This is a genomic window from Patiriisocius sp. Uisw_017, assembly GCF_047731265.1.
Lineage (GTDB): Bacteria > Bacteroidota > Bacteroidia > Flavobacteriales > Flavobacteriaceae > Patiriisocius.
In genome coordinates this window covers 289,260-311,259 of the sequence record NZ_CP159835.1, presented here as the reverse complement: position 1 = coordinate 311,259, position 22,000 = coordinate 289,260, and the positions used below count along the sequence as shown (strand labels likewise).

Sequence of the window (22,000 nt, the reverse complement as noted above, 5' to 3'; positions counted from 1 at the left end):
GAAATAAAACATATTTAAAATTTTATAATATGAAAGTACTTGTCGGATTTTTTAGAATATTTATAGGGATCTTCTTCATCATAAGTGGATTAATCAAACTGAATGACCCCGTTGGTTTTTCATTTAAACTAGGAGACTATTTTGCTCCTGAAGTTTTAAATTTAGAATTTCTAGTTCCCTACGCACTTGGCATTGCAATCATCGTTGTTGTTTATGAAGTGATGCTTGGGATTATGCTCATCTTAGGATATGCCAAGAAATTTACCTTGTGGAGTTTACTATTAATGATCGTCTTCTTTACGTTCCTAACTTTTTATTCGGCTTATTTTAATAAAGTGACAGATTGTGGTTGCTTTGGAGACGCATTAAAATTAACTCCTTGGGAGTCTTTTTGGAAAGATGTGATGCTTACGATAATGATTATCATTGTGTTTTCAGGTCAAAAATACATCAAGCCATTTTTTAAAAAGTTTACGCAAAATATGATTGTTTTTGTAACATTTGTGTTGTGTCTCTGGTTGGGATATCATGTTTTAATGCACCTTCCAGTCGTTGATTTTAGAGCTTATGCAATTGGTAAAAATATTAAAGAAGGTATGGAGACCCCACCAGGTGCTCCTAGAGCAGTATACGAGTATAATTGGAAGTTTAATGTAAATGGCGAAGAGAAAATCGTTAAAAATAACGGTGTAGACCCTGGAATTGATGGTGAGCTTGTGAGTGTTGAAACGAATGTGGTGCAAGAAGGATACGAGCCGCCAGTGCATGATTTTAGTATAGAACGAGACGGGAATGATTTTACAACAGATTTTCTTACTGCTGAAAATTTAATAGTAGTTATCGCCTATAATCTTGAAGTAGCAGAAAATGATGGATTCATCTCGGTTAAAGAAATTACAGACAAAGCACTAAAACTAGGGTATAAGGTAATAGGAATGTCTGCATCATCAACAGCCGAAACAGAGAAGCTTACTGAAAAATACAGTTTGAATTTCGATTTCTATTTTTGTGATATGACTGCCTTAAAAACAATCGTTCGGAGCAACCCCGGAATTGTTGAACTTCAAAAAGGAACCATTACGCAAAAACTGCACTTTAGTGATGTAGCATCATTAAAATTGAAAGAACAAAAAGGCGCAATGCCTTTGATAGATTTTACACTAAAGAAAAGGTTAGACAGTATTGGTGTGTTAGATCAGAAATATAGATTGATGATGCAACGCGGGCAAGGGGCAAATAATGACAGTTTATGGGAAATGCAACACTTAATAGATGCCACAAATATAAAGTTTATAACGGACTACTTTAATACAAAAGGCTACCCTGGCAAATCTATTGTTGGAGAACCCACTAATATCGTTGCGTGGTCTGTGCTACAACACAATACAGATCAAATAGAAACTTATTTGCCTATTATAAAACAAGCTGGAGCAAAAGAAGAGATCCCGTTTAATTTAGTTGCTATGATGGAAGACCGCTATTTAATGGCAGAAAATAAACCCCAAATATATGGTACGCAAGGGATGAAATACCAAGACGATATGCCATTTATTTGGCCAATTCAAAACCCAGAAAATGTTAATGAACGCAGAGTAAAAGCTGGTTTTTCCCAAACCATAGAGGAATATGCAGCTTTTTTATATGGAGCGGATTTTGAATATAAAGTACTAACTATAGATCAAGTAAAACAATAAGCATTGCTACGCTATATAATAAAAAAAATAACCTATGCCTTACTAACCTTATTTGGAGTAGTTACGGTTATTTTTATGTTATTTATGGGCTTGAATGCAGACCCTGCAAAGGATATGCTAGGGCAAAATCAAAATGCAGAGCAGGTAGCCGCAGTCAAAAAAAAATATGGCTTGGACAAACCATTATTTACTCAGTATGGTTTATATCTCAATGATGTATCGCCAATTTCTTTTCATAGCAATACCGAAAAAGACTATACGTATTTAGCTAAAGGAAAATACCAAGCAATTTCATTATTCACTATTTCAAATACGACGACGGTTTTGAAATTTCCGTATTTGCGGGAGTCGTTTCAGAAAAGTGGTAAAACGGTGAGTTCGGTTATTGCTGAAACATTACCAAACACTTTTGTGCTAGCACTATCTTCCATCGTTATTGCCTTGATATTAGGTGTTTTGCTGGGGATTCTTTCCGTATTATATAGAGATACTTGGGTGGATAAAATCATTCAATTGGTAAGTACCCTTGGGATGAGTGTGCCTTCCTTTTTTAGTGCTATTTTATTTGCTTGGTTTTTTGGTTTTTTACTTCACGAATACACAGGGTTGAATATGACAGGCAGTTTGTATGAAGTGGATGATTTTGGAAATGGAAAATTCATACAGTGGAAAAATTTGATATTACCTGCAGTTGTTTTGGGGATTAGACCCTTGGCGGTGGTGAGCCAATTAATGCGAAATTCCTTACTCGAAGTACTCAATCAAGAGTATATAAGAACCGCGAAAGCAAAGGGGCTTTCTATGACAACCATTATAAAAAGACACGCCTTAAAGAATAGTCTTAATCCAGTAGTAACTGCAATTTCGGGATGGTTTGCGTCTATGCTTGCAGGAGCGGTGTTTGTAGAGTATATTTTTGGTTGGAACGGTATTGGTAAAGAAATTGTGGATGCTTTAAACAAAAGTGATCTTCCAGTAATTATGGGAACTGTGCTTGTGATTGCAACACTCTTCATTATTATTAATATTTTTGTGGATATTATATATGGGTATCTAGATCCAAAAGTCATTGTTTAAAATGAAACCAATCGTTCTCCTATTATTTTTTACTTTGGCATCGTGCACAAAAGCACAAAAAGTTGTTTTTCCGCAGGAAGCATTAGCTGATGTATTCTTATCTTTGGAAGGAGAACAAATTGCTTTTTCTAAAATTTTAGAAAGTCATAAAGGCGAAGTTGTTTTTGTTGATATCTGGGCAAGTTGGTGTCGGGATTGCATTAAAGGAATGCCTGTTTTAAGACAGCTTCAAAAGGAATATAATGCCGTTACTTTCTTATTTTTGTCTTTGGACCGAAGTGAAAAAAAATGGAAGCAAGGTATTGAGAAGTATCCTCTAGTTGGAGAACATTATTTTAGTTTCAAAGGCTGGAACAGTCCATTTAACAAAGCGATAGATTTAGATTGGATTCCACGATATATGATTATTGATGCGGAAGGAAAAATAGCATTATATGATGCAGAAACTTTGAATGATCCGCATTTATTGAAGGTTTTGAAAGAAATAACAAATAGGAATTAACCAAGAATAACAAATTATGACAAGACAAAAAATTGTTGCCGGAAATTGGAAAATGAATAATGATCTTTCAGAAACGGAAGCATTATTAGGAGATTTAAAAAACCAAGTGATTCCAGAAAATGTAACTGTGATGGTGGCGCCGGCATTTACAAACCTGTACAGTGCTTTTGATAGCGTGCGTGAAGACGCTATAGAAGTGGTTGCGCAAAACATGCACCAAGCATCAAATGGAGCCTTTACTGGAGAAGTTTCGGCGGCTATGCTTTTAAGTGTTGGCGTTAAAACCGTTATTTTAGGACATAGTGAACGTCGCCAGTATTTTAATGAAGGCAGTAAAATACTTTCTGAAAAAGTAAATGCGGCATTGGAGAATAACATGACTGTTATTTTCTGTTTTGGGGAAGGTTTAGAAGACAGAAAAAGCGAGAATCATTTTGAAATAGTAAAACAACAGCTCGCAGGTGGACTGTTTCATATTTCAGAAGAAAACTGGAGTAGTATTGTATTGGCCTACGAGCCTGTTTGGGCAATAGGTACCGGTGAGACAGCATCACCAGAGCAAGCACAGGAAATGCACGGGTATATTCGAACCTTGATTTCAGAGAATTACAATAATACAATTGCTGAGCGTGTTTCCATTTTATATGGCGGAAGTGTGAAGCCTGGAAATGCTAAAGAAATTTTTGGAAAGAAAGATGTTGATGGCGGTTTAATTGGAGGAGCAGCTTTAAAGTGTGAAGATTTTATGGCGATCGTAAACGCTTTTGAATAAAATTACAATATATAAATAGCATACTGTTGCCTGGTTGAACGCAGTTGAAACCCACTTTACAAAGACGAATATTTATAGACTTTAAGAAACAAGAAACAAATGTCTCAAATATATATTGAATATACATTTACAATAAGCCCTTTGCAGCCAGCTTCAGAAATAGTAATTGCTGAATTAGGATATGCAGGGTTTGAAAGTTTTATAGAAACGGAAACGGGTGTTCTTGCTTATATCCAGAAAGAGGAGTGGAATGCTGAAATTTTAAAGGACATTCATATTTTGGCTTCCGAAGAATTTGAGATTGCCTTTCAATATAAAGAAATCGACCAAGTAAATTGGAATGAAGAGTGGGAGAAAAATTTTGAACCTATCTTAGTAGATGATACCTGCGTTGTAAGGGCAACGTTTCATAAGCCATTTAATGTTCCTTATGAGATTGTTATAGATCCTAAAATGTCTTTTGGAACGGGCCATCACGAGACGACCTTTATGATGTTAACGTATATTCTTGATCTTGAGTTTAAGGGACAGACGGTATTAGACATGGGTTGTGGTACCGCAGTACTTGCCATTTTAGCAGCGATGAAAGGAGCCGTCAATATTGATGCTATTGATATTGATGACTGGTGTGTTGAAAATAGTATCGAGAATATTGCCCGCAATAACGGCACTATTATAAACGTATTTCAAGGAGATGCGAGAGAAATCCCTAAACAAAAATACAACACCGTAATTGCAAATATTAATCGGAATATTTTGCTAGCAGATATGCAGGTTTATAAAGAAAGTATGCTTGAAAATGCAACCCTTTTACTTAGCGGTTTTTATACTGAAGATCTTCCAGTTATAAAGGATTGTTGCAATAATTTAGGATTGCGTTTCGTTGATAATAAAGAAAAGAATAATTGGGTTTCGGCTCGTTTTATTTTAGAGTAGTTTTTATATTTATAAACTGTTGGTTCTAGTGCATTCGAGAACAATTGATTAGCAATAATGAGTACAAAAGAAAAAATACAAGAAGAAGTTGATGTGCTTGAAATGGAAAGCACAGAAAACCACATTGTGTTATTTAATGATGATGTAAATACTTTTGACCACGTCATTAATACGCTTATATACGCTTGTGATCATACTCCAGAACAAGCAGAGCAATGCAGTATACTTGTGCATTATAAAGGTAAATGTACCGTTAAGACAGGAGCTTTTGAAGAGTTAAAACCGCGTTGTTCTATGTTGTTAGACGCAGGATTAAGTGCCGAAATACATTAAGATTGTTTTTAAATAAATCCAATTCATATTTTCAATAAAAAATTAAATATTGTTAGTCTCCATTTACCGATATTTTGATATATTTGCAGCCCGAAACAAATTTTATTGTTTCAGAAAATGGCCTCGTGGCGCAACTGAATAGCGCACTTGATTACGGCTCAAGAGGTTACTGGTTTGAATCCAGTCGAGGTCACCAATAAAACCAGAAATTCACAACGTTTTTGTAAATTTCTGGTTTTTTATTTGCCCATTATTTGCGCGATTTTTTAAATTTAGGATGTTTGTTATCCTTGTTTTTCAAACGTAGTCGCATCTATCAATCCAAAAGTATTGTTTCCATATTTTGCAAAGAATTGTAATTGTATTGAGTTAAATCCAATATCGGTAGCTGGATCGTAAATTCCTTTAAAGGTTTTTAAAAAGTGTAAATTCTCTTGTACAATATTATCTTTAAGTCCTGATATTACTGGCGCAATGTAAATTAGATTCTTTAGTTTTGGTTCTAAAAGTACTGTCTTACTTTCATATTTCCTTCTTACTTTAGTAGTGATTTTTTTTTCAAAATCCTTTTGGTCGATATAATCATTGAGATTAAAATGTATTGTAACAACGTCAATATAAAAATTGATTTTATCACTTTCGTTTCTAAATACTAAATCAATCTGTTTTCCATTTTCTAATTCGTATTCATACTTTACGAATTCATATTCAGTTATAGTATTTAACAGTACTGCTATTTCGGCTAAAGAGTTGTGAAAGTCATTTGTGTTAAGGTTTAATATAGATGCCTTTAGCAAATTTCCAAATTGAATAGAATTGGGTTGATAGTTGTGAAACTCCCCTAATAGAAAATTGAAATATTCAAATTCAGACAACAATTCTCCGTAACCTTTTTTATGTTGAGATGCTAAATCAATAATTATTGAGATGAAATTTCGCTTCTTCTTTTCTCCTTCAATTTCTTCTATAAAAATAAATGACCTTTTTACAAATTCTATGATGACATCATCTTTAATGAAATGAAATAAATTAGGGCAATATTGATAAAGTAGTTTAATAGAATTATCAGTTATTGTTTGGATGTTATATTTCATAATTTAATTGTCTTAGACAATGATATGCTTGTGTAAGCTATTAATGATGTTTTTTAAATATCAAAATATGGTTTTATTTCATTTTCAAGCGTTGTATTGAAATTATGGTCGAGAATTTAAAAGTATGACAGTTGTCATAAAAAACTGCATTAAGCTTGTTCCAAAAGCACACCAATGTGCTTGTTTCCTCACGAACGTCTAAATGCACTACTATGTCATTGAATTTAGGTCTGAGTATTTCGTTTAAATAATTTTCTAATTGAATTCTATTTTGTTCTGTCATTTTGATTTATTAAAATTCCCTTGAGTTAAAATCAAATAGTCAGGGAGGATTTTGTCTTTTTTCAAGCTACAAAATTTAGGTTACGAAGGAAACCCAATCTTACTGAAGCTTTATTTTACTAAATGAAAGTTTATAGTCTTCGATTACTAATAGAGTTTATGAAATTGTAATGTTCAGATTTTTTTGTCTAAATTTTTTTCATTTTCAAATCCAAGTCCAGTCTCATAAGTTTTATCAAATATATCGCTCATTAAAGGATGAGTTTTAAAATGCATTTTTTCATCCAGTAATTTTGAACAGCATCAAAATTCATCCCGACTCCATTGTCGATGATTTTGATAATTTCATTGCCTTCATCATTCGTGTCAAAAACTATCTCAACCTCAGTGGCATCAGTATCATAAGAATTTTTAACCAACTCAGAAAGTGCAAGATGCACTGCCTCAACGAGTTTCTCGCCTAATTCCTTGAGCAAGGCACTGTCAATACTAAATTTTAAAATTTTTTCCATCTACACTGGCATTACGATACGCATACAAAATAGTAATAATACTATAAAGAATCTTCTTGTCTTCACACCGTTATTATCTATAGCATTACTTCTACTATATTATACTTATTCCACTAATTAGTAATTTAACGGGAGAATCCATAAACTTTTCGGATTTTGATGAACTTAAAGGGAATCTATCTTATATATTAATTGCATTACTATTTATATGGATTTCAGCAGCCTTTAGGGCAGAGATAGTATAGAGAGGTTATTTTATGCGCCAATTCGCTAAATTTTTTGGGAACAGCAAATTGAGTGTGATTTTGAGTACAATCATATTCGCCATTCTTTTTGGTTTTATGCATAGTTATTTAGGGATTATTGGACAAATTATAACGAGTATTATAGGTTTATTACGAGCGATTATTTTTCATCTAAAGAAATATGATTTATGGTCTAATATTGCTGTACACGGATTGTTTGATACAATTCCCTTACTAGCCATATATCACGGGTGGGTGTAGTGAATAAGATGCGCAAAAGCCCGTGTATAACAATGTATAAAAAACATAGGGCATTTCTGCTAAATCAAAAAGTATGTCATAAATAACTAGGTCTGCTAAACATAAAATTTGGTATTTAAGAGAAAAAGGTAAAGGCAAAATATTTATATTTAGTTAAGTAATAAACCGAGACAGAGGTGCTTATTTACTACCGTTTGTTTCTTATACTAACTGTTGTGCTTCATTATAACTCACTCGGAATTAAAGAATAATATTTGTTTTGGCCATTAGTAGTTAAGTACGGAAAATTTGTTTGATTAATTAATTCTGAATATATTGGAACAGAATTTTTCGTTATTGGTCGCTTTTTAGTTTCAGCAGATGAAATCCAAAAACCACTCAAATTAGTTTCAGCAGATGAAATCCAAAAATCACTCAAAATCTGGAAACTAAAATAAAATTGCATCATAACAAAGTACTGGGGTGAAAAACAAGTAAAAACTTGTTAATTTTTCACTAAGGAGCATCAAAGAAAAATCACAACTTATTTCCCATAACATATCATTAACGAACGCTTTATCGGTCAGTAAAAAAGTATTACTATAAACAACCTATTGTGAAATACTTTGCAATACTTGCCGCCTGTTTATTATGCTACGGCTGCAACAACAACCAGAAGAGCGAACAAAGGCAGTACGCTATCGTTAGCACTAAGGTATATGTTGAGCGTTTAGAGCGCTTTTTTATTTTATCTCCATTTTAAAACGATACGAAGCAATTTTATATAGGTTTTATAAAAAAGAAAAGGCGCTCGTTTTAAAACAGGCGCCTTTATTATGGATTGTGGGAGTTGTTAATTATGTAACTGCAACATTATTGTTTATTATTCAGAAATAATAGTTTCGTTTTCTTGTAATTCTATTGGTAAACTATCAGATTCTAACTCCTTTACTTCTTCGATTTCGTCTTGGATATCAGCTTCAATATTTTCTACAGAATCCTCTATTTTTTCTTCTTGAGCTTCTCTACAAGAAAATATCGTTAGAGCAAGTACGACTACAAACACGGTAATAAATTGTTTTTTCATTTTAAAATTATGGTTTAATTATAACTGTTTTAAGGTAAGTATTATTCTTATGCTCACGAGCATTTCATCATCACTCTCATCGATTGTATTATCTGTGATATAGCCCATTTTAAATGTTTCACCAATAAATTTTTCGGAAGAAAGATCAAACATTTTTTTTACTTCTAGCGAGACTTTTTCAAAACTCATAGCATTGTTTTCACCATCTTCATCTTCAAAACTAAAGATGTACTTTCCTTCTTCCATTCCTACGTAGGTGCCAGTAGCAATAGTGCTTTCGTTCTCATTTTCAACTTCAACATCTTCATACGTTTCATCATTATCTTGAGCTACACTGGTGTAGTTGCAAAATAAAAACGCGATAATAAATACCGGAATTAATTTTAATGTTTTCATTTTTTTGTTTTATTTAATTAGATTTAAATGTAGCGTCTTTATTTTTTATAATATTCGCCTCATCATTAGACACCAAAATTATTTTTAGGTCACTTTTATTTTAAATAAAATACTTTTTCAGTTTGTTGTATTTTGACTGCGCACTTTGGAAACTTCGAGAATGTTTTATGTTAGCCAAAGCAGGCTTCTCTTTCGCATAGGAAAGAGAGAGATTCCATCTTAGTAAGAAGAATTACTTGAAACTTAGACCGTTTTCCTTTTTTGCAGCAATAGCATCACAAGCAACTTCCTTTAAAATGGGTTTAAGTGGTGGAGTTGCATTGGCAACACTTTAAAAAACATCTATGAGTTCCCATCCCATTATGATACTTTAACTAACCCTCGGTATAGACCGTCATGCGTCCTGTGCCGTCGTAAATGATGTTAAGGTGCATCTATATTGAGATAATTATAGGCATCCGTTAGTTGTTCTCAAGCTTCAATATTATAAGCTGTTGTAAGGCAATTTGATTTAAAACTATTGAGTTGTAAATTCTCGATCAAATTGGTTTAATACCCAAATAATTGGTTCCTTTAGAATAAATGCAGTAGGCACCACAACGTGTCCTACTTTATCCTTTATAAACCTGATTTCAGTAGTAGGATGAATCATTATCTCTTTCTTAGCTCAAACAAATCTTTCCTTCTATCTCTAAGATTTTGCACGGCGCCAAATTCATTTAATTCTCTGAGCAAATCAATATCTACGTCTGCTATAAGAATCATTTCGGTATTGGGAGTTGCCTCTGCCTTAATTCCGTTTGTTGGGAATGAAAAATCACAAGGGGTGAAGACCATCGATTGTGCAAATTGGATATCCATATTCTCCACATTAGGTAAATTACCTACACTTCCAGCGATGGCTACATAACATTCGTTTTCTATGGCTCTGGCTTGAGAGCAATGGCGCACTCGTGAATATCCATTTTGGGTATCTGTTAAAAATGGCACGAAAAGAATGTCCATTCCTTCGTCTGCAAGTAATCTGCTTAATTCTGGGAATTCAGAATCATAACAGATAAGGACTCCTATTTTACCGCAGTCTGTATCAAATGCCTTGATCTGGCTTCCGCCTTGCATACCCCATACTTTTGCTTCGTCTGGCGTTATGTGAAGTTTTTCATAACGTTCCATAGTACCATCTCTGCGGCATAAATAGCCTACATTATATAGACGGCCATCTTTTATTTCTGGCATACTTCCAGAGATAATATTAATATTATAAGAGATGGAGAATTCAGAGAATTTTTGAACAATAGCTTCTGTATGTTTTGCTAGTTCTCTGATGGCCTCTGGTGTACTTAAATGGTTGTCTTTTGCCATTAATGGCGCGTTAAAAAACTCAGGAAACAAAACAAAATCTGAACGATATCCAGCAACTGCATCTATAAAGTACTCCGCTTGATTTAACAATTCATCAAGGTCTTTATAAGACCGCATTTGCCATTGGATCAACCCTAGGCGTACATTTCTTTTATTTGTAGCAGCTTTTTTACTAGGTTTCTTGTAATAGATGTTGTTCCATTCCATTAGTATGGCAAACTCACCTGAAGCTGCATCACCGTCTAAGTAGCCTTTCATCACTTTTGTAGGATGAAAATCATTTGATATCTGAAAATTTAAGACAGGATCATTTATTTCTTTACGCTTTACCTTTTCAATATATTCTTTAGGCGAAATCTCTTCTGAATATTTGCTGTAATTTGGCATTCTACCACCAAAGGCGATCCCTCTTAAATTAAGGTTCTCACAAACTTCTTTGCGGTAGTCATAGAGTCGTCTTCCTATGCGTAAACCTCTAAACTCAGGTTTTATAAACACATCAATTCCATATAAGACATCACCTGTTTTAGTATGCGTGCTAAAGGAGTAATTACCTGTAATATCGATGTAGGTATGATCGTCCTCAAAAGCATCATAATCTACCATAATCGATAGGGCACACCCTGCGAGTTGTCCATTGATTTTAATAACAACTTGTCCTTCAGGAAATTTATTAATAAGGGATTCTATATGGTGTTCTTTCCAATAAGAATCTGGCATATTTGTGTATGCCGAAATCATGGTAGTCTTCAGTTCTTGATAATCTTTTAAATCAAGAAACTTAAGTTCAATATTCTCTATGTCTTTTGGTTTCATTTAGTTTTTTTTCAAAAGATCTTGCATCGACTCTGTCACAATATCTTTGTAATCTTCCATTACCTCTTCAAGCCTTTCACTTACTTTGATTAAATATTTAATCTCTACTGAGCTGATTTCAAGTGCTTCCACCAATTTATTTTTTTCTGAATTCTAGACATCTATATCACCATAATAATCAGGAATTTTCCCTGGTGCAAGTGCCAGAATCTCTGGCGTTAATTACGTAAAATCAATATTGATGTGATTGAATTTTGGACCATTTTTGACTTTTCATATTTCTACATATCAAGTAAATAAGCGAAAATCAATGGGGCTACAATCGTAGCGTCACTCTCTATAATGAATTTAGGGGTGTTGATCTCTAATTTCCCCCACGTAATCTTTTCATTAGGAACGGCACCACTATAAGATCCATAACTTGTCGTTGAGTCACTTATTTGGCAGAAATAACTCCAAAAAGGGGTGTTTGTGCGTTCCATATCTTGGAAGAGCATAGGCACGACACAAATAGGGAAATCACCGGCAATACCGCCACCTATCTGAAAGAAACCAATACCGTTTTCAGAATTTTTAGTGTACCAATCTGCGAGGTAGGTCATATACTCAATACCAGACTTTACGGTGCTTGCTTTAAGCTCACCTTTCATTACGTAGCTGGCAAAAATATTCCCCATCGTACTGTCTTCCCAGCCTGGAACGATTATAGGTAGGTTTGCTTTTGCAGCGGCGTACATCCAAGAATCTTTAATGTCAATCTCATAGTGTTTTTCTAACACACCAGATAATAATAATTTATACATAAATTCGTGCGGAAAGTAGCGTTCCCCAGCAGCTTCTGCATCTTTCCAAATCTTAACGATGTGTTCTTGAATACGTCTAAAAGCTTCTTCTTCCGGAATACAGGTATCTGTTACACGGTTTAAGCCTCGCGCTAATAAATCCCACTCATCTTGAGGGGTTAAGTCGCGATAATTTGGTACACGCTCGTAGTGACTGTGCGCCACTAAATTCATTACATCTTCCTCTAGATTTGCACCTGTACAAGAGATGATTTGCACTTTGTCTTTACGAATCATTTCAGAAAAAATCTTTCCTAGCTCTGCAGTACTCATTGCACCTGCAAGAGAGACTAACATTTTTGAGCCTTTGTTTAGTTGCTCTTCATATCCTTTTGCGGCGTCTACTAAAGAGGCTGCGTTAAAGTGTAAATAGTACTTTTCTATAAATTTAGAGATCGCTCCTTTATTCTTCATGTTGATCGTATTTTAACTTGTTAATCTTATTTTTACTTTTGTTTCCATAAAGATTTTCATTTTCGTCACTTGCATCTTTTGAAGCAAACTTGTAGCTTAACATTTTATAGTACAGTTTTGCAGCAAGAAAGTCTGATGACTTATCTGTTTCATTAGGACATAATTCTACAATATCAAAACCTACTACATTTTTCTCTTCAAAAACCTTTTTAAGAAATTCTAAAGTTTCATACCATAATAAGCCACCTGGTTCTGGAGTGCCTGTAGCGGGCATAATAGATGGGTCTAATGCGTCAAGGTCTAAGGTGATGTAAACATTATCTGTCATTAGATCAACAGCGTTATCCATCCAGTAATCGTCTGCATTCATGTCCTGTGCAAAAAATACATTGTTTTCATTCATTACCGGTTTTTCTGAGGCATCCATGCTACGGATTCCTACTTGAATAAGATTAGTGTTCTCATTAGCCTCATACAAAGCACATGCATGATTGTATTTTGAGCCGTCGTATTCTTTTCTTAAGTCTGCGTGTGCATCTATGTGAAGCACGGTTAAATCATCAAAACACTCATCAAAAGCTCTAATAGCACCAATAGATACAGAGTGTTCTCCACCAAATAGTGTTACAAATTTATTGCGTTTAATATTTTCCTTTACTGCAGTATGCACCGCGGCTACCATTGCACCCGGTGAGCTCTTTTCTGTTATCGCTTCGGTAAGGTGAATGCCTTGCTTGTATACTTCAGTGTCTGTTTCAATATCGTATATTTCCATATTTTCTGAAGCATGTAAAAAAGCTTCAGGACCTTTATCTGATCCTTTGCCCCAAGTACTTGTTCCATCGTAAGGGACAGGAATAAGAATAATTTTTGATGTGTCTGCATTTGCATATGATGAGTCTATGCCTGCGTATGTTTTACGGGTATTCATTGTATCATGTTTTTTTGGTAATATTCTTTGATTGCTTCTGTTATTTCTGAGTTTACTTGTTTCTTGCTTTGACCGCTATCCGCAGCAGCGACGGCGTTATTAATTCCATAGTCATAGCCTAAAATTGATAATAATTGCTCTGAAGTTTGCTGTTCTGCAAATACTGAAGTCGTTAATGCTCCTTTTGCATCACGGTCAATTAGAATGTGTTTTGGCGTAGGAATTAAACAGTGTTGTAAACCGCCAAAACCACCTATGGTTTCTTGATATGCTCCTGTATTAAAAAAGCCTATGTATAAGGGTTTGTCCTTATTAAATTTGGGAAGGTAAATACCGTTCATATGTTGCTCACTGTTATAGTAATCATCACTATCACAGGTAAGTCCTCCTAAAAGGACGCGCTCATATTCTTTGTGCCATCCATTAATCGCTAGCATCACAAAACGCTTGCTAATAGCCCAGGTATCAGGCATTGTAGTAATGAAGGATGAGTTTATGATATTCCATTTCTCACGATCGTTTTGTTGTTTTTGGTACAGTATTTCATAAATAACACCGCCACTTTCACCTACAGTAAAACTTCCGAATTCGGTAAAAATGTTAGGTACAGCAACATCTGCCTCCTCACAAGTTTGTTTAATTTGGCCTATTATTTCACTCACCATATAGGCGTAGTCAAAATCAAAAGCAAGTGAGCTTTTTATAGGGAAACCGCCACCTATGTTCAAACTATCCAGACTTGGGCATACTTTTTTAAGGGCAACATATACTTTCATACACTTTAGCAATTCATTCCAGTAATAAGCGGTATCACGTATTCCTGTATTGATGAAAAAATGTAACATTTTAAGGGTAACCTTTGGATTATCTTTAATCTCTTTATTATAAAATGGCACGATGTTTTTATAGCCAATACCTAATCTAGAGGTGTAAAATTCAAACTTGGGCTCTTCTTCTGAGGCGATACGAATACCAATATTGTAATCACCATCAATGGCATCACTTAGTAATGTAATTTCTTCATAATTGTCAATAACGGTGATACAGTTTTTATGACCATTATTAATGAGTCTCGCAATATTTTGAACGTATTGATCGCGCTTAAAACCATTGCTGATTACATAGGTGTTATTATTTATTTTACCCTGAGCTTTTAGGTTCTCCACGATATCAATATCAAAAGCAGATGAGGTTTCAATATGAATATCATTTTTTAATGCTTCATCAAGCACGTGCTTAAAATGGGAACTTTTTGTGCAATAGCAATAATTGTAGTTTCCTGTGTAGTTGTGTTCTTTTATGGCATCTGCAAACCAGCCTTTTGCTCTGCTAATATTATCAGATATTTTAGGTAGATATGTAAATTTAAGTGGAGCTCCGTGTTTTTCGATAAGCGCCATTAAGTCGATTCCGTGGAAATTTAATTCATCGTTGTTTAGAGTGAACTCATCCTGCGGAAAATCAAAAGTTTGATCAATAAGATCAAGGTATTTCGTTTTCATTGAATATAAATAAAAAATTAGAAAATGTAAGTTTTGCACTAAAGAGCAAATGCGACTGTTTTTCTAAGAATTCAGATACGGAATATAAAAATGGTAGAGGGGTCGAAGCTATTTTGCTTCAACAAACGATATGTTGTAATGGTTTCAGAAGTCAGCCTGATAATTCGGTTCCCTATCCCTAAGGCAGCTTTTGAAGTAGACTTCTTTATTCTTCTAAGCCCGAATATGAAAAAAGATTTCATTTTGGTTTTGGGAATGCGTTCTTTATTAGAACTCATTACAGAACAAAAATAATAAAAAATTAAATTCGCACACATTCTTAATTTTTATTTTATTTAAAAATAAACTGCAAGTCTCAAGTGGAAAAAATATTCTGAGATGTGTAGTTTGATTGTCTTAAGTATTAAGACACCAGCTTTTTGAATACGTCACATTTATAAGTCATTTTTTTAATTGTTTGGTTAGATGAATTAAAGCGTCTCCTTGATTTATAATAGGAGCCCACCCTATCAATTTGTTGTTTTATTATATCTGAGTCTAATGCGAGTTAATGCTTTATGCTCTTTGAATTAATTATGATGATTATGAATGGATACACAAGGACGTTTTGCATGCTTTGCGCTAAAGATTTATTTTGTAATTATTTTTAAAAAAAAATAAACTACACATCTCTGGTTAAAGAGCATCTTGAGATGTGTAGTTCAAGTCGACTATTGTTTTAGAGACCTAAATTTTAAAAAGGAATATGCAAAATAGATATACAGCCTTATTCCTTTAAAAGTTTACGTTGCTTATTTATAATGGAAAGCTTTCTTTTTGCATTAATGTCGATAAGCTTTTCTGTAAGCCCAATCCAAAATGGACTTATTACGAGTGTAAGTGAAATCAAGCTTATTGTAAATTTATATGTAAATTCCTGAATAATACCAAGCCCCATTGCGGTTGAGCTTAATAAGAAGCTCAACTCCCCAATTTGTGCTAATAGGGCACCGCCTAAAATAGCTTCTTTCCAATTAGAAGAAAATATACGGAGGATAATGGTATTTAAAAAGTGGTTCGTGATGTAAACTAAGAGTAGGACTAACAAAATGATTCCTAAGTTTTGTTGCAAGAAATCAAGATCTATTTGAAGCCCAACACTGATGAAAAAGAGAGAGACGAATAGTACCCTAAAAGAATGTAATGTATCGTGAATCCAGCCCGTTTCTTTGGCGGAGTTAATGATCATTCCGCCCACAAATGCGCCTAATGCACCGGAAAGACCAAAAAGTAAGGTACATAAGGCACCTCCAAAACATAAGAAAATTGCCATAAATACTTGTAGCTCGTGATCGCGTTCTATTTTCTTTGCAAAAGGAATATGTAAAGTCCCTTTTGTGTAGATATAAATAAGTGCGGCTACAATAAGAACGGCACCTATGATCATTAAAACAATACTCTGTAAAGACTGTTCCTTGCCGCCTAACTGCGATATGATGATTAGTAATGGGACTAACGCGACATCTTGAACAAGAAGCACACTTAAAACATTCTTGCCAACTCTAGTGTTTATTAAGTTTTTGTCTTGTAACAATTTAATAACGACCGCAGAACTACTTAAAGCAATTACAAAACCTAAAACCACAGAACGTGCGAAGCCCCAGTCAATAAAATAACCAATACCCATAACGAGTACTACACTAAAACCTATTTGTGTCAAGGTGCCAATAACGGCTACTTTCCATCGTTTTACAAAGTCTACTAGATTAATTTCCATACCAATAAAGAAAAGAAGCAATATGATTCCTAACTCCCCAAAAAGAAAGATCGATTCTTTATCTTCTATAACGCCTATACCATGTTCTCCTAACAGTATTCCCGTAAGTATATAGCCAATGATATAGGTCTGGTTTAGTTTACGTAAAAAGACACTAAAGAAAATAACAACTACCGCTAATATAGATACGAGTATAATGATTGAATCAATATTTGAGGAAGAGGCGAGAAATGTTATTAGCGTTAAATTCATTAATTGTATTTTTTACTTTGGGAATGCATTAATTTTAAAAGCAGTAGATGCAACTTCGATTTTACTATTTGAGGCATTAATTACGGTTAATGTTTTCTCAGATAAGTTAGATTTTGTAGTAGGTCTTGATTTAAAGTCCACCACATATCGTAATGTGAATGTAATCCAATTTTCATCAAAAACCATTCGCTAATCATAACAGCAGCGAAAATAAAAAAGCATTTGTCATTTAATTTTTAAGAGTTTGAATAGCAAATGCAATAAGCAGGCTGATGATTAAACCTAAATTGACTTTTTCGAGGTCTTTGATAATGAGTTTATAAGAATAATTAAGTTGGTCACGTTTTAATAGATAGTTAATAGCGAGTTCTCGACCTGCCAGAACACCAATAAATGTCCAAGTAGTGCTTATCGGGACTGAGCTTAGTGTCCCTAGTGTTTATCATATAAGACCGTATAAAAAATCTATAATGGTAGCAGATCGAATGTTTCCTGTATTAGATTTTTTAGTAACAATATCTTGAATTTTACCACCTTTATTCTTAAAGATATAAGCCATAATGAGCAAAATAATTCCTAGCGAAACAAGTAGTTCTTTGGGCGATAAAGCGCTAGATAAAAACACATATATATTGGCAAAATCTTGAATTAGCCACTGAGACCATAAAAACCCTGTTGAAAACCATTGCGCTATCAACCAATATTTTTTTTGGTTTTTCTTCTCAAGTGTTTTTAGTCCTAGTTTTGATTCAAATTTATGAGCAATGGTGTAGTAGAGAATTAATGCAGAAATAAATGCAAGTGCATAACCAACTACTGATTTTAGCACCATCTTTTCTATAATAACACTAGCAGAAAAAACACTCAAAATCATAAACGTAGTGCTCACAGGAATACCAAATCGAGTGATTACAAGCAGCGATAAAGGTTCAATTAGATACCACCAATGTAAGGTATCTGGTAACGGAATTTTACTAAGCCTGCCATACGAAACATCTCCAGTATTAATATGTCATCCGTACAAAAGCGTCACTGTTAGAATACTGCCTGTAAACATCCATAGCAGCCACCATTTTTTTGTCGTTAGATGCTAAAAATGTGCCCAAGGTTTGTATCACATCATTTGTAATTACGGCATAAGCGGTAATAATAAAACCTAAGTAAATAATGAATTGGTTCAATATTTTAATAATTTGATATTAAGACACCAGTATCGTTTTAGGGTCACTTTACAATTTATAATTGAATTACCAACAGACGGCATACTTTCAATCGTATCAAAATTTTCTAATGCTTTATGGAGTATAGTTATCACCATTATTATTCCTCATCTTATCTTAATTAGCAACTATTTTTTCTTAATCTTTTTTTAAGTCGCACTGCCTCTATATTTCTTCCCCACTTTATAGCGAGTAGATATTTAGCACTAATTGATTTGATTGATTCTTTTGGCATACTAAATAATTTAAAATTTTTGTTTTATAATAGATGCTACAAGTTGCAATTTTCTGCTTGTGGTTAGGTATTCTATCTTTCGATTTTCCCAAGCCCAGCATGCTCTGAAGGATATAGAATTCCTTTTTCTAGTTTAAAAATTCCTTTAAAAGGGTCCTCAAGAATATCGAGATGTCCGTCAAGGTCTGCGTAGTGTATATTCTTTCGCGAAAGCGCAAAATGTAAACCAGCAGCAATTCCCAGGCTACACTCATCTATACAACCTACCATTGTTTCTAATCCTGCACTTTGGGCTACCGCGTTAATGCGCATTGCCTCTCCTATACCCCCCACTTTCATAATCTTGATGTTTATCATATCAATAAATTCACCCTGGGCAAGTCTAAACGAGTCTTTTACGCTTTTTATACTTTCATCTGCCATTACAGGAATGCCCGTGCCATCAGTTACTTCGCCCAAGATAACATCTAATCCTACTTTTGTAGGTTGCTCTAAAAACTCAATGTTTACACTTTTAGTGCGCTCATAAAAAGTGATAGCATCTTTTGAGCTATATCCTTGATTACCATCAAATCGCAACGCTAATTCGGGGAAACTTTCTCGCAGTCGAATCATTTTTTCAACATCTTCTTCTAAGGAAAGTCCTCCCTTTACTTTGATGATGTTAAATCCTTGACTCACAAACACTGCTGCTGTTTTTAAGGTTTCTCCTACGGGAAGAATCCCAATAGTTATGCTCGTTGAGATACTATGTCGATACCCGCCAAGAAACTGATATAAAGGGATCTCTAGTTTACGAGCCGCGATATCTAAAAGTGCAATATCTACCATGGCTAGGGCAGACGATTTTTGCTTAAGCAATAGTTTTAATCCTTCTAACACTTCAGAAGACATAAAAACGTTCATTCCTTTTAAATAAGGAATGATAACATCAAGTATGTCTTGTTCAACATCTTCTGGCGTTTCTCTTGTAACTACTTTATCTGGAGCTGCACAACCGTATCCTACAAAACCCTTGTCTGTTTCTATCTTTAAAATAAAATTAACAGTTTTAGAGACTGTTTCGTACGCAATTGTGTAGGGTTCAGAAAGCTTTAGATCGAGTCGTTCGTAAGAAACGTTTGTTATTTTCATTATAGTTTTGAATCTAATAGTTTTACCAATTTAGAGGTGCCGTGAGCTAACACATCAAAGGCAGGTAAGCCTGTTTGTTTTGTAATCGCTTCGCAAGCAGGTTCAATATCTTCTGGTTTCATTCCTTCATGGTTTACTGTAATTGCCAATACTTTTACGCCAGAAATCGTTTCAATAGCCTGAATTTGTTTCTTTAGTGAATGTAATTTGTAACCAGGGAAACCATCATACTCTTTGCGATTAGGTGCGTGTTGTAAAATGACATAGTCTGGTCTACCAGCAGCTAGAATTTCAAACCCACCAGGATAGGCAGGATTCATCAAACTCCCTTGGCCTTCAATCACGATAACATCAGGGCTTTCATTTTTGTATGCACTTACCACCGCGTGTTCAATCTCTCCAGACACAAAATCGTTGATACAGCTGTCCATTATCATATTGTACTTAGCGCCTTGCATCCACGCAGTTTGTCCAGTACCAATCAGCTCCGCATGGCGACTTGCTTTGCGCAATCCTTGCACGATTAACCAAGCGGTTGTGCGTTTTCCAATGGCAGAGTCTGTTCCCAAAACAGCAAGTGTAAGGCAGTCTACTTTTTCTATTTCGCCTGTAAAAAAGTGTAATGTGTCACGGTCTGGAGTTTTACGTACGTCACGGATTCGGCAATTGTTCTTTTTTGCTAAGGTGACTAGTTCTTTATCATTGGTTAAAAAGTCGTGTAAACCACTATCTACATCCCAGCCTAATGTCAAGGCTTGTTTTATGGTTGCTTTTGCTTCTTTTGGTAATCGTCCACCATCAGGTGCAAGACCGATAACCAATGATTCAGGCATTGCACCGTCGTCCCGTAATTCTTTTATAGCGGTGGTTAAGTCTTTAAAAATAGGAATACCATTATTTTTACCGTCTAATACTTTACCTGCGTCTTTATTAGCATATGTGCTATCAATTACTCCAACAATTTCATAACGTTCTGTAAAACGAACTAATCCGTGGGCTGTTTTTCCTTCAGGTTTATTAAAAGCACCTTCGCAAAATACAAGTGCGCGACCATCAATCTTTTTTTTCATTTTTTTTATTTGGTTTTTATTCCTTTTAATGAGGAGTTTCTCTTAGTTTTTTGCTGTTAAGACGGCTACAAATCGGTCTGGTTCAAAGTTTAATTTTTCATCTAGTTCTAGTAGCCCTATGAGTCCTGCGGTTGACGCTGGCAGTATTTTTATTCCTTCTTTCTTCAATAGAAAAGAGGCCATTTCTTTCATTTTTTTATCACTTATGTGAAAAGCTTCTCCTTCTGATTCGCGCAAGGCATATAATGCTTCGTTACCATCAAAGCTATGCCAGTTAATTAAAGGTTCATTGTAAACAGTTTCTTTAATCATTTTTGGATTTAGATCTTTACAGGTTTTTAATCCTGCTATAAAGGAACTTATTATGGGGTTCTTATGTGTTGAGGAAGCAGCGATCATCTTTGGAATGCGTGATGTTTTTCCGCGTTTGTATAATGACACAAAACCACGATAAATACCGGCAAACAAGGTTCCATTAGATACGGGTACCGCACAATATTTTGGTGCATCTCCTAGGTCTTCTACAATTTCAAAAGCAATTTGAGAGTAGGCACTTATTTGCAAGGGAGTATTTGTGCCTCCAGGATTTGCATCGTACCACTCGAACTGCAACGCATAGTTGGTACTGCATTTTACAACATCTTCATAACTGCCATCTAGACGGATAATTTCAGCATCTAAAGCCTCCATTTCTTTGCTACGTTCTGTATGATAACTAGACGGTATAAATACCTTACAATTAATCCCGGCCAAGTTTGCCGCTAATGCAACAGCCGCACCATAGTTGCCACAAGTCGCTAATGAAATCGTATCATAATTTCTGCGCAATGCATCATATACCTGAGCAAAAGCAATACGGTCTTTTTGTGTGCCGGTTGGATTGTCTCCTTCATATTTAATATACAGTTGTCTAATATCGAATTCTCGTTCCAACGTTTTGGCGCGTGATAACCCTGTATCACCTACTTCAATATTTATGATGTCTTCAAAACTTTCTAAGCGATCATTAAGTGATTTGCTTTTATTTTTAACAAAATCACTTAGTTTTCGGGTTTCTGAAGAGACCTTAATTTCTGAATTTTTCACACCTTCTTTTAATAACATAGTATTGTTATGGGTAAATTTTAAACCCATAATAATTAGACACATAAAAAGAATTAAGTCACATCGATTTTTCTTGTTTATTGTTTATTTTTATTCATTATTTCGAGTTATACAACACTAGATATTATAGCGCATCTTTAGGAACCCTATTTTGATTCCAAAGTATCTTGTGGTGCTTCTTTTTAATGTGGC

Annotated in this window: 24 protein-coding genes and 1 tRNA gene; 8 read left to right on the top strand and 17 right to left on the bottom strand. The window is 34.5% G+C overall.

From position 1 onward, the window contains the following. The first annotated feature begins 29 nt into the window (after nucleotides 1-29). From ABXT67_RS01430 to ABXT67_RS01400, 7 genes are all read left to right on the top strand, one after another. A complete protein-coding gene (locus tag ABXT67_RS01430; protein WP_415375514.1) occupies nucleotides 30-1,694 on the top strand; it encodes a BT_3928 family protein in 1,665 nt (554 codons plus the stop codon). A 3-nt stretch (nucleotides 1,695-1,697) separates the two neighbouring features. Beyond that, nucleotides 1,698-2,771 (top strand): ABC transporter permease, encoded by a 1,074-nt coding sequence (locus ABXT67_RS01425; protein WP_415375513.1) that lies wholly within the window; start codon nucleotides 1,698-1,700, stop codon nucleotides 2,769-2,771. Nucleotide 2,772: 1 nt separating this feature from the next. Then, nucleotides 2,773-3,273 carry a TlpA family protein disulfide reductase gene (locus ABXT67_RS01420; RefSeq protein WP_415375512.1) on the top strand — a complete coding sequence of 167 codons (501 nt, stop codon included), beginning with the start codon at nucleotides 2,773-2,775 and terminating at the stop codon, nucleotides 3,271-3,273. 16 nt (nucleotides 3,274-3,289) lie between these two features. Then, nucleotides 3,290-4,045: a triose-phosphate isomerase gene (gene tpiA / locus ABXT67_RS01415; RefSeq protein ID WP_415375511.1), complete on the top strand. Its 756-nt coding sequence runs from the start codon at nucleotides 3,290-3,292 to the stop codon at nucleotides 4,043-4,045. A 99-nt stretch (nucleotides 4,046-4,144) separates the two neighbouring features. Beyond that, entirely contained in the window at nucleotides 4,145-4,981 is an 837-nt protein-coding gene (gene prmA, locus ABXT67_RS01410; RefSeq protein ID WP_415375510.1) for a 50S ribosomal protein L11 methyltransferase, read from the top strand. A gap of 57 nt (nucleotides 4,982-5,038) precedes the next feature. After that, a complete protein-coding gene (locus ABXT67_RS01405) occupies nucleotides 5,039-5,314 on the top strand; it encodes an ATP-dependent Clp protease adaptor ClpS (protein ID WP_415375509.1) in 276 nt (91 codons plus the stop codon). Nucleotides 5,315-5,433: 119 nt separating this feature from the next. After that, nucleotides 5,434-5,510: transfer RNA gene (locus ABXT67_RS01400), tRNA-Arg, on the top strand. 88 nt (nucleotides 5,511-5,598) lie between these two features. Here the strand turns inward: ABXT67_RS01400 and ABXT67_RS01395 are convergent. Together ABXT67_RS01395 and ABXT67_RS01390 are read right to left on the bottom strand one after the other, a co-directional pair. Next, entirely contained in the window at nucleotides 5,599-6,408 is an 810-nt protein-coding gene (locus tag ABXT67_RS01395) for a hypothetical protein (RefSeq protein ID WP_415375508.1), read from the bottom strand. A gap of 533 nt (nucleotides 6,409-6,941) precedes the next feature. Next, nucleotides 6,942-7,202, bottom strand: a complete 261-nt coding sequence (locus ABXT67_RS01390; RefSeq protein WP_415375507.1) for an ATP-binding protein — start codon at nucleotides 7,200-7,202, stop codon at nucleotides 6,942-6,944. Nucleotides 7,203-7,459: 257 nt separating this feature from the next. Between ABXT67_RS01390 and ABXT67_RS01385 the strand changes: the two genes are divergently transcribed. Beyond that, nucleotides 7,460-7,708 carry a type II CAAX prenyl endopeptidase Rce1 family protein gene (locus ABXT67_RS01385; protein ID WP_415375506.1) on the top strand — a complete coding sequence of 83 codons (249 nt, stop codon included), beginning with the start codon at nucleotides 7,460-7,462 and terminating at the stop codon, nucleotides 7,706-7,708. Between the two features lie 862 nt (nucleotides 7,709-8,570). Here ABXT67_RS01385 and ABXT67_RS01380 read toward each other — a convergent pair. The 15 genes from ABXT67_RS01380 to ABXT67_RS01310 all read right to left on the bottom strand — a co-directional run bounded on the left by ABXT67_RS01380 (nucleotide 8,571) and on the right by ABXT67_RS01310 (nucleotide 21,808). Next, nucleotides 8,571-8,774: a hypothetical protein gene (locus tag ABXT67_RS01380; RefSeq protein WP_415375505.1), complete on the bottom strand. Its 204-nt coding sequence runs from the start codon at nucleotides 8,772-8,774 to the stop codon at nucleotides 8,571-8,573. An 18-nt stretch (nucleotides 8,775-8,792) separates the two neighbouring features. Beyond that, a complete protein-coding gene (locus tag ABXT67_RS01375) occupies nucleotides 8,793-9,170 on the bottom strand; it encodes a hypothetical protein (RefSeq protein WP_415375504.1) in 378 nt (125 codons plus the stop codon). 517 nt (nucleotides 9,171-9,687) lie between these two features. After that, nucleotides 9,688-9,822 carry a hypothetical protein gene (locus tag ABXT67_RS01370; RefSeq protein WP_415375503.1) on the bottom strand — a complete coding sequence of 45 codons (135 nt, stop codon included), beginning with the start codon at nucleotides 9,820-9,822 and terminating at the stop codon, nucleotides 9,688-9,690. Further along, a complete protein-coding gene (locus tag ABXT67_RS01365; protein WP_415375502.1) occupies nucleotides 9,822-11,348 on the bottom strand; it encodes a bifunctional GNAT family N-acetyltransferase/carbon-nitrogen hydrolase family protein in 1,527 nt (508 codons plus the stop codon). The genes ABXT67_RS01370 and ABXT67_RS01365 overlap by 1 nt, the downstream gene beginning before the upstream one ends. Next, a complete protein-coding gene (locus ABXT67_RS01360; RefSeq protein ID WP_415375501.1) occupies nucleotides 11,349-11,480 on the bottom strand; it encodes a hypothetical protein in 132 nt (43 codons plus the stop codon). Nucleotides 11,481-11,629: 149 nt separating this feature from the next. Next, nucleotides 11,630-12,604 carry a deoxyhypusine synthase family protein gene (locus ABXT67_RS01355; RefSeq protein ID WP_415375500.1) on the bottom strand — a complete coding sequence of 325 codons (975 nt, stop codon included), beginning with the start codon at nucleotides 12,602-12,604 and terminating at the stop codon, nucleotides 11,630-11,632. Continuing rightward, complete coding sequence (speB, locus tag ABXT67_RS01350; RefSeq protein WP_415375499.1) at nucleotides 12,594-13,535, bottom strand: agmatinase; 942 nt, start codon at nucleotides 13,533-13,535, stop codon at nucleotides 12,594-12,596. The genes ABXT67_RS01355 and speB overlap by 11 nt, the downstream gene beginning before the upstream one ends. Continuing rightward, nucleotides 13,532-15,037 carry an arginine decarboxylase gene (locus tag ABXT67_RS01345; RefSeq protein ID WP_415375498.1) on the bottom strand — a complete coding sequence of 502 codons (1,506 nt, stop codon included), beginning with the start codon at nucleotides 15,035-15,037 and terminating at the stop codon, nucleotides 13,532-13,534. Before ABXT67_RS01345 ends, speB begins: the two co-directional genes overlap by 4 nt. Before the next feature lie 766 nt (nucleotides 15,038-15,803). Beyond that, entirely contained in the window at nucleotides 15,804-17,045 is a 1,242-nt protein-coding gene (locus tag ABXT67_RS01340; RefSeq protein WP_415375497.1) for a cation:proton antiporter, read from the bottom strand. A gap of 12 nt (nucleotides 17,046-17,057) precedes the next feature. Then, a complete protein-coding gene (locus ABXT67_RS01335; protein ID WP_415375496.1) occupies nucleotides 17,058-17,231 on the bottom strand; it encodes a hypothetical protein in 174 nt (57 codons plus the stop codon). A 256-nt stretch (nucleotides 17,232-17,487) separates the two neighbouring features. After that, a complete protein-coding gene (locus tag ABXT67_RS01330; protein ID WP_415375495.1) occupies nucleotides 17,488-17,877 on the bottom strand; it encodes a hypothetical protein in 390 nt (129 codons plus the stop codon). A 172-nt stretch (nucleotides 17,878-18,049) separates the two neighbouring features. Beyond that, on the bottom strand, nucleotides 18,050-18,226 hold the full coding sequence (locus ABXT67_RS01325; RefSeq protein WP_415375494.1) for a hypothetical protein: 177 nt from the start codon (nucleotides 18,224-18,226) through the stop codon (nucleotides 18,050-18,052). Between the two features lie 346 nt (nucleotides 18,227-18,572). Next, a complete protein-coding gene (locus tag ABXT67_RS01320) occupies nucleotides 18,573-19,634 on the bottom strand; it encodes a mandelate racemase/muconate lactonizing enzyme family protein (protein WP_415375493.1) in 1,062 nt (353 codons plus the stop codon). Next, nucleotides 19,634-20,704 (bottom strand): DUF1611 domain-containing protein, encoded by a 1,071-nt coding sequence (locus ABXT67_RS01315; RefSeq protein WP_415375492.1) that lies wholly within the window; start codon nucleotides 20,702-20,704, stop codon nucleotides 19,634-19,636. The genes ABXT67_RS01320 and ABXT67_RS01315 overlap by 1 nt, the downstream gene beginning before the upstream one ends. 42 nt (nucleotides 20,705-20,746) lie before the next feature. Beyond that, nucleotides 20,747-21,808 carry a pyridoxal-phosphate dependent enzyme gene (locus ABXT67_RS01310; protein WP_415375491.1) on the bottom strand — a complete coding sequence of 354 codons (1,062 nt, stop codon included), beginning with the start codon at nucleotides 21,806-21,808 and terminating at the stop codon, nucleotides 20,747-20,749. Nucleotides 21,809-22,000: the final 192 nt, after the last annotated feature.

Excerpts from the sequence above, each read along its gene's own strand:
- ABXT67_RS01430 (WP_415375514.1), top strand. The coding sequence starts at position 30 with ATGAAAGTACTTGTCGGATTTTTTAGAATATTTATAGGGATCTTCTTC.
- ABXT67_RS01420 (WP_415375512.1), top strand. The coding sequence starts at position 2,773 with ATGAAACCAATCGTTCTCCTATTATTTTTTACTTTGGCATCGTGCACA.
- tpiA (WP_415375511.1), top strand. The coding sequence starts at position 3,290 with ATGACAAGACAAAAAATTGTTGCCGGAAATTGGAAAATGAATAATGAT.
- prmA (WP_415375510.1), top strand. The coding sequence starts at position 4,145 with ATGTCTCAAATATATATTGAATATACATTTACAATAAGCCCTTTGCAG.
- ABXT67_RS01405 (WP_415375509.1), top strand. The coding sequence starts at position 5,039 with ATGAGTACAAAAGAAAAAATACAAGAAGAAGTTGATGTGCTTGAAATG.
- ABXT67_RS01395 (WP_415375508.1), bottom strand. The coding sequence starts at position 6,408 with ATGAAATATAACATCCAAACAATAACTGATAATTCTATTAAACTACTT.
- ABXT67_RS01390 (WP_415375507.1), bottom strand. The coding sequence starts at position 7,202 with ATGGAAAAAATTTTAAAATTTAGTATTGACAGTGCCTTGCTCAAGGAA.
- ABXT67_RS01385 (WP_415375506.1), top strand. The coding sequence starts at position 7,460 with ATGCGCCAATTCGCTAAATTTTTTGGGAACAGCAAATTGAGTGTGATT.
- ABXT67_RS01380 (WP_415375505.1), bottom strand. The coding sequence starts at position 8,774 with ATGAAAAAACAATTTATTACCGTGTTTGTAGTCGTACTTGCTCTAACG.
- ABXT67_RS01375 (WP_415375504.1), bottom strand. The coding sequence starts at position 9,170 with ATGAAAACATTAAAATTAATTCCGGTATTTATTATCGCGTTTTTATTT.
- ABXT67_RS01370 (WP_415375503.1), bottom strand. The coding sequence starts at position 9,822 with ATGATTCATCCTACTACTGAAATCAGGTTTATAAAGGATAAAGTAGGA.
- ABXT67_RS01365 (WP_415375502.1), bottom strand. The coding sequence starts at position 11,348 with ATGAAACCAAAAGACATAGAGAATATTGAACTTAAGTTTCTTGATTTA.
- ABXT67_RS01355 (WP_415375500.1), bottom strand. The coding sequence starts at position 12,604 with ATGAAGAATAAAGGAGCGATCTCTAAATTTATAGAAAAGTACTATTTA.
- speB (WP_415375499.1), bottom strand. The coding sequence starts at position 13,535 with ATGAATACCCGTAAAACATACGCAGGCATAGACTCATCATATGCAAAT.
- ABXT67_RS01345 (WP_415375498.1), bottom strand. The coding sequence starts at position 15,037 with ATGAAAACGAAATACCTTGATCTTATTGATCAAACTTTTGATTTTCCG.
- ABXT67_RS01340 (WP_415375497.1), bottom strand. The coding sequence starts at position 17,045 with ATGAATTTAACGCTAATAACATTTCTCGCCTCTTCCTCAAATATTGAT.
- ABXT67_RS01335 (WP_415375496.1), bottom strand. The coding sequence starts at position 17,231 with ATGGTTTTTGATGAAAATTGGATTACATTCACATTACGATATGTGGTG.
- ABXT67_RS01330 (WP_415375495.1), bottom strand. The coding sequence starts at position 17,877 with ATGGTGCTAAAATCAGTAGTTGGTTATGCACTTGCATTTATTTCTGCA.
- ABXT67_RS01320 (WP_415375493.1), bottom strand. The coding sequence starts at position 19,634 with ATGAAAATAACAAACGTTTCTTACGAACGACTCGATCTAAAGCTTTCT.
- ABXT67_RS01315 (WP_415375492.1), bottom strand. The coding sequence starts at position 20,704 with ATGAAAAAAAAGATTGATGGTCGCGCACTTGTATTTTGCGAAGGTGCT.
- ABXT67_RS01310 (WP_415375491.1), bottom strand. The coding sequence starts at position 21,808 with ATGTTATTAAAAGAAGGTGTGAAAAATTCAGAAATTAAGGTCTCTTCA.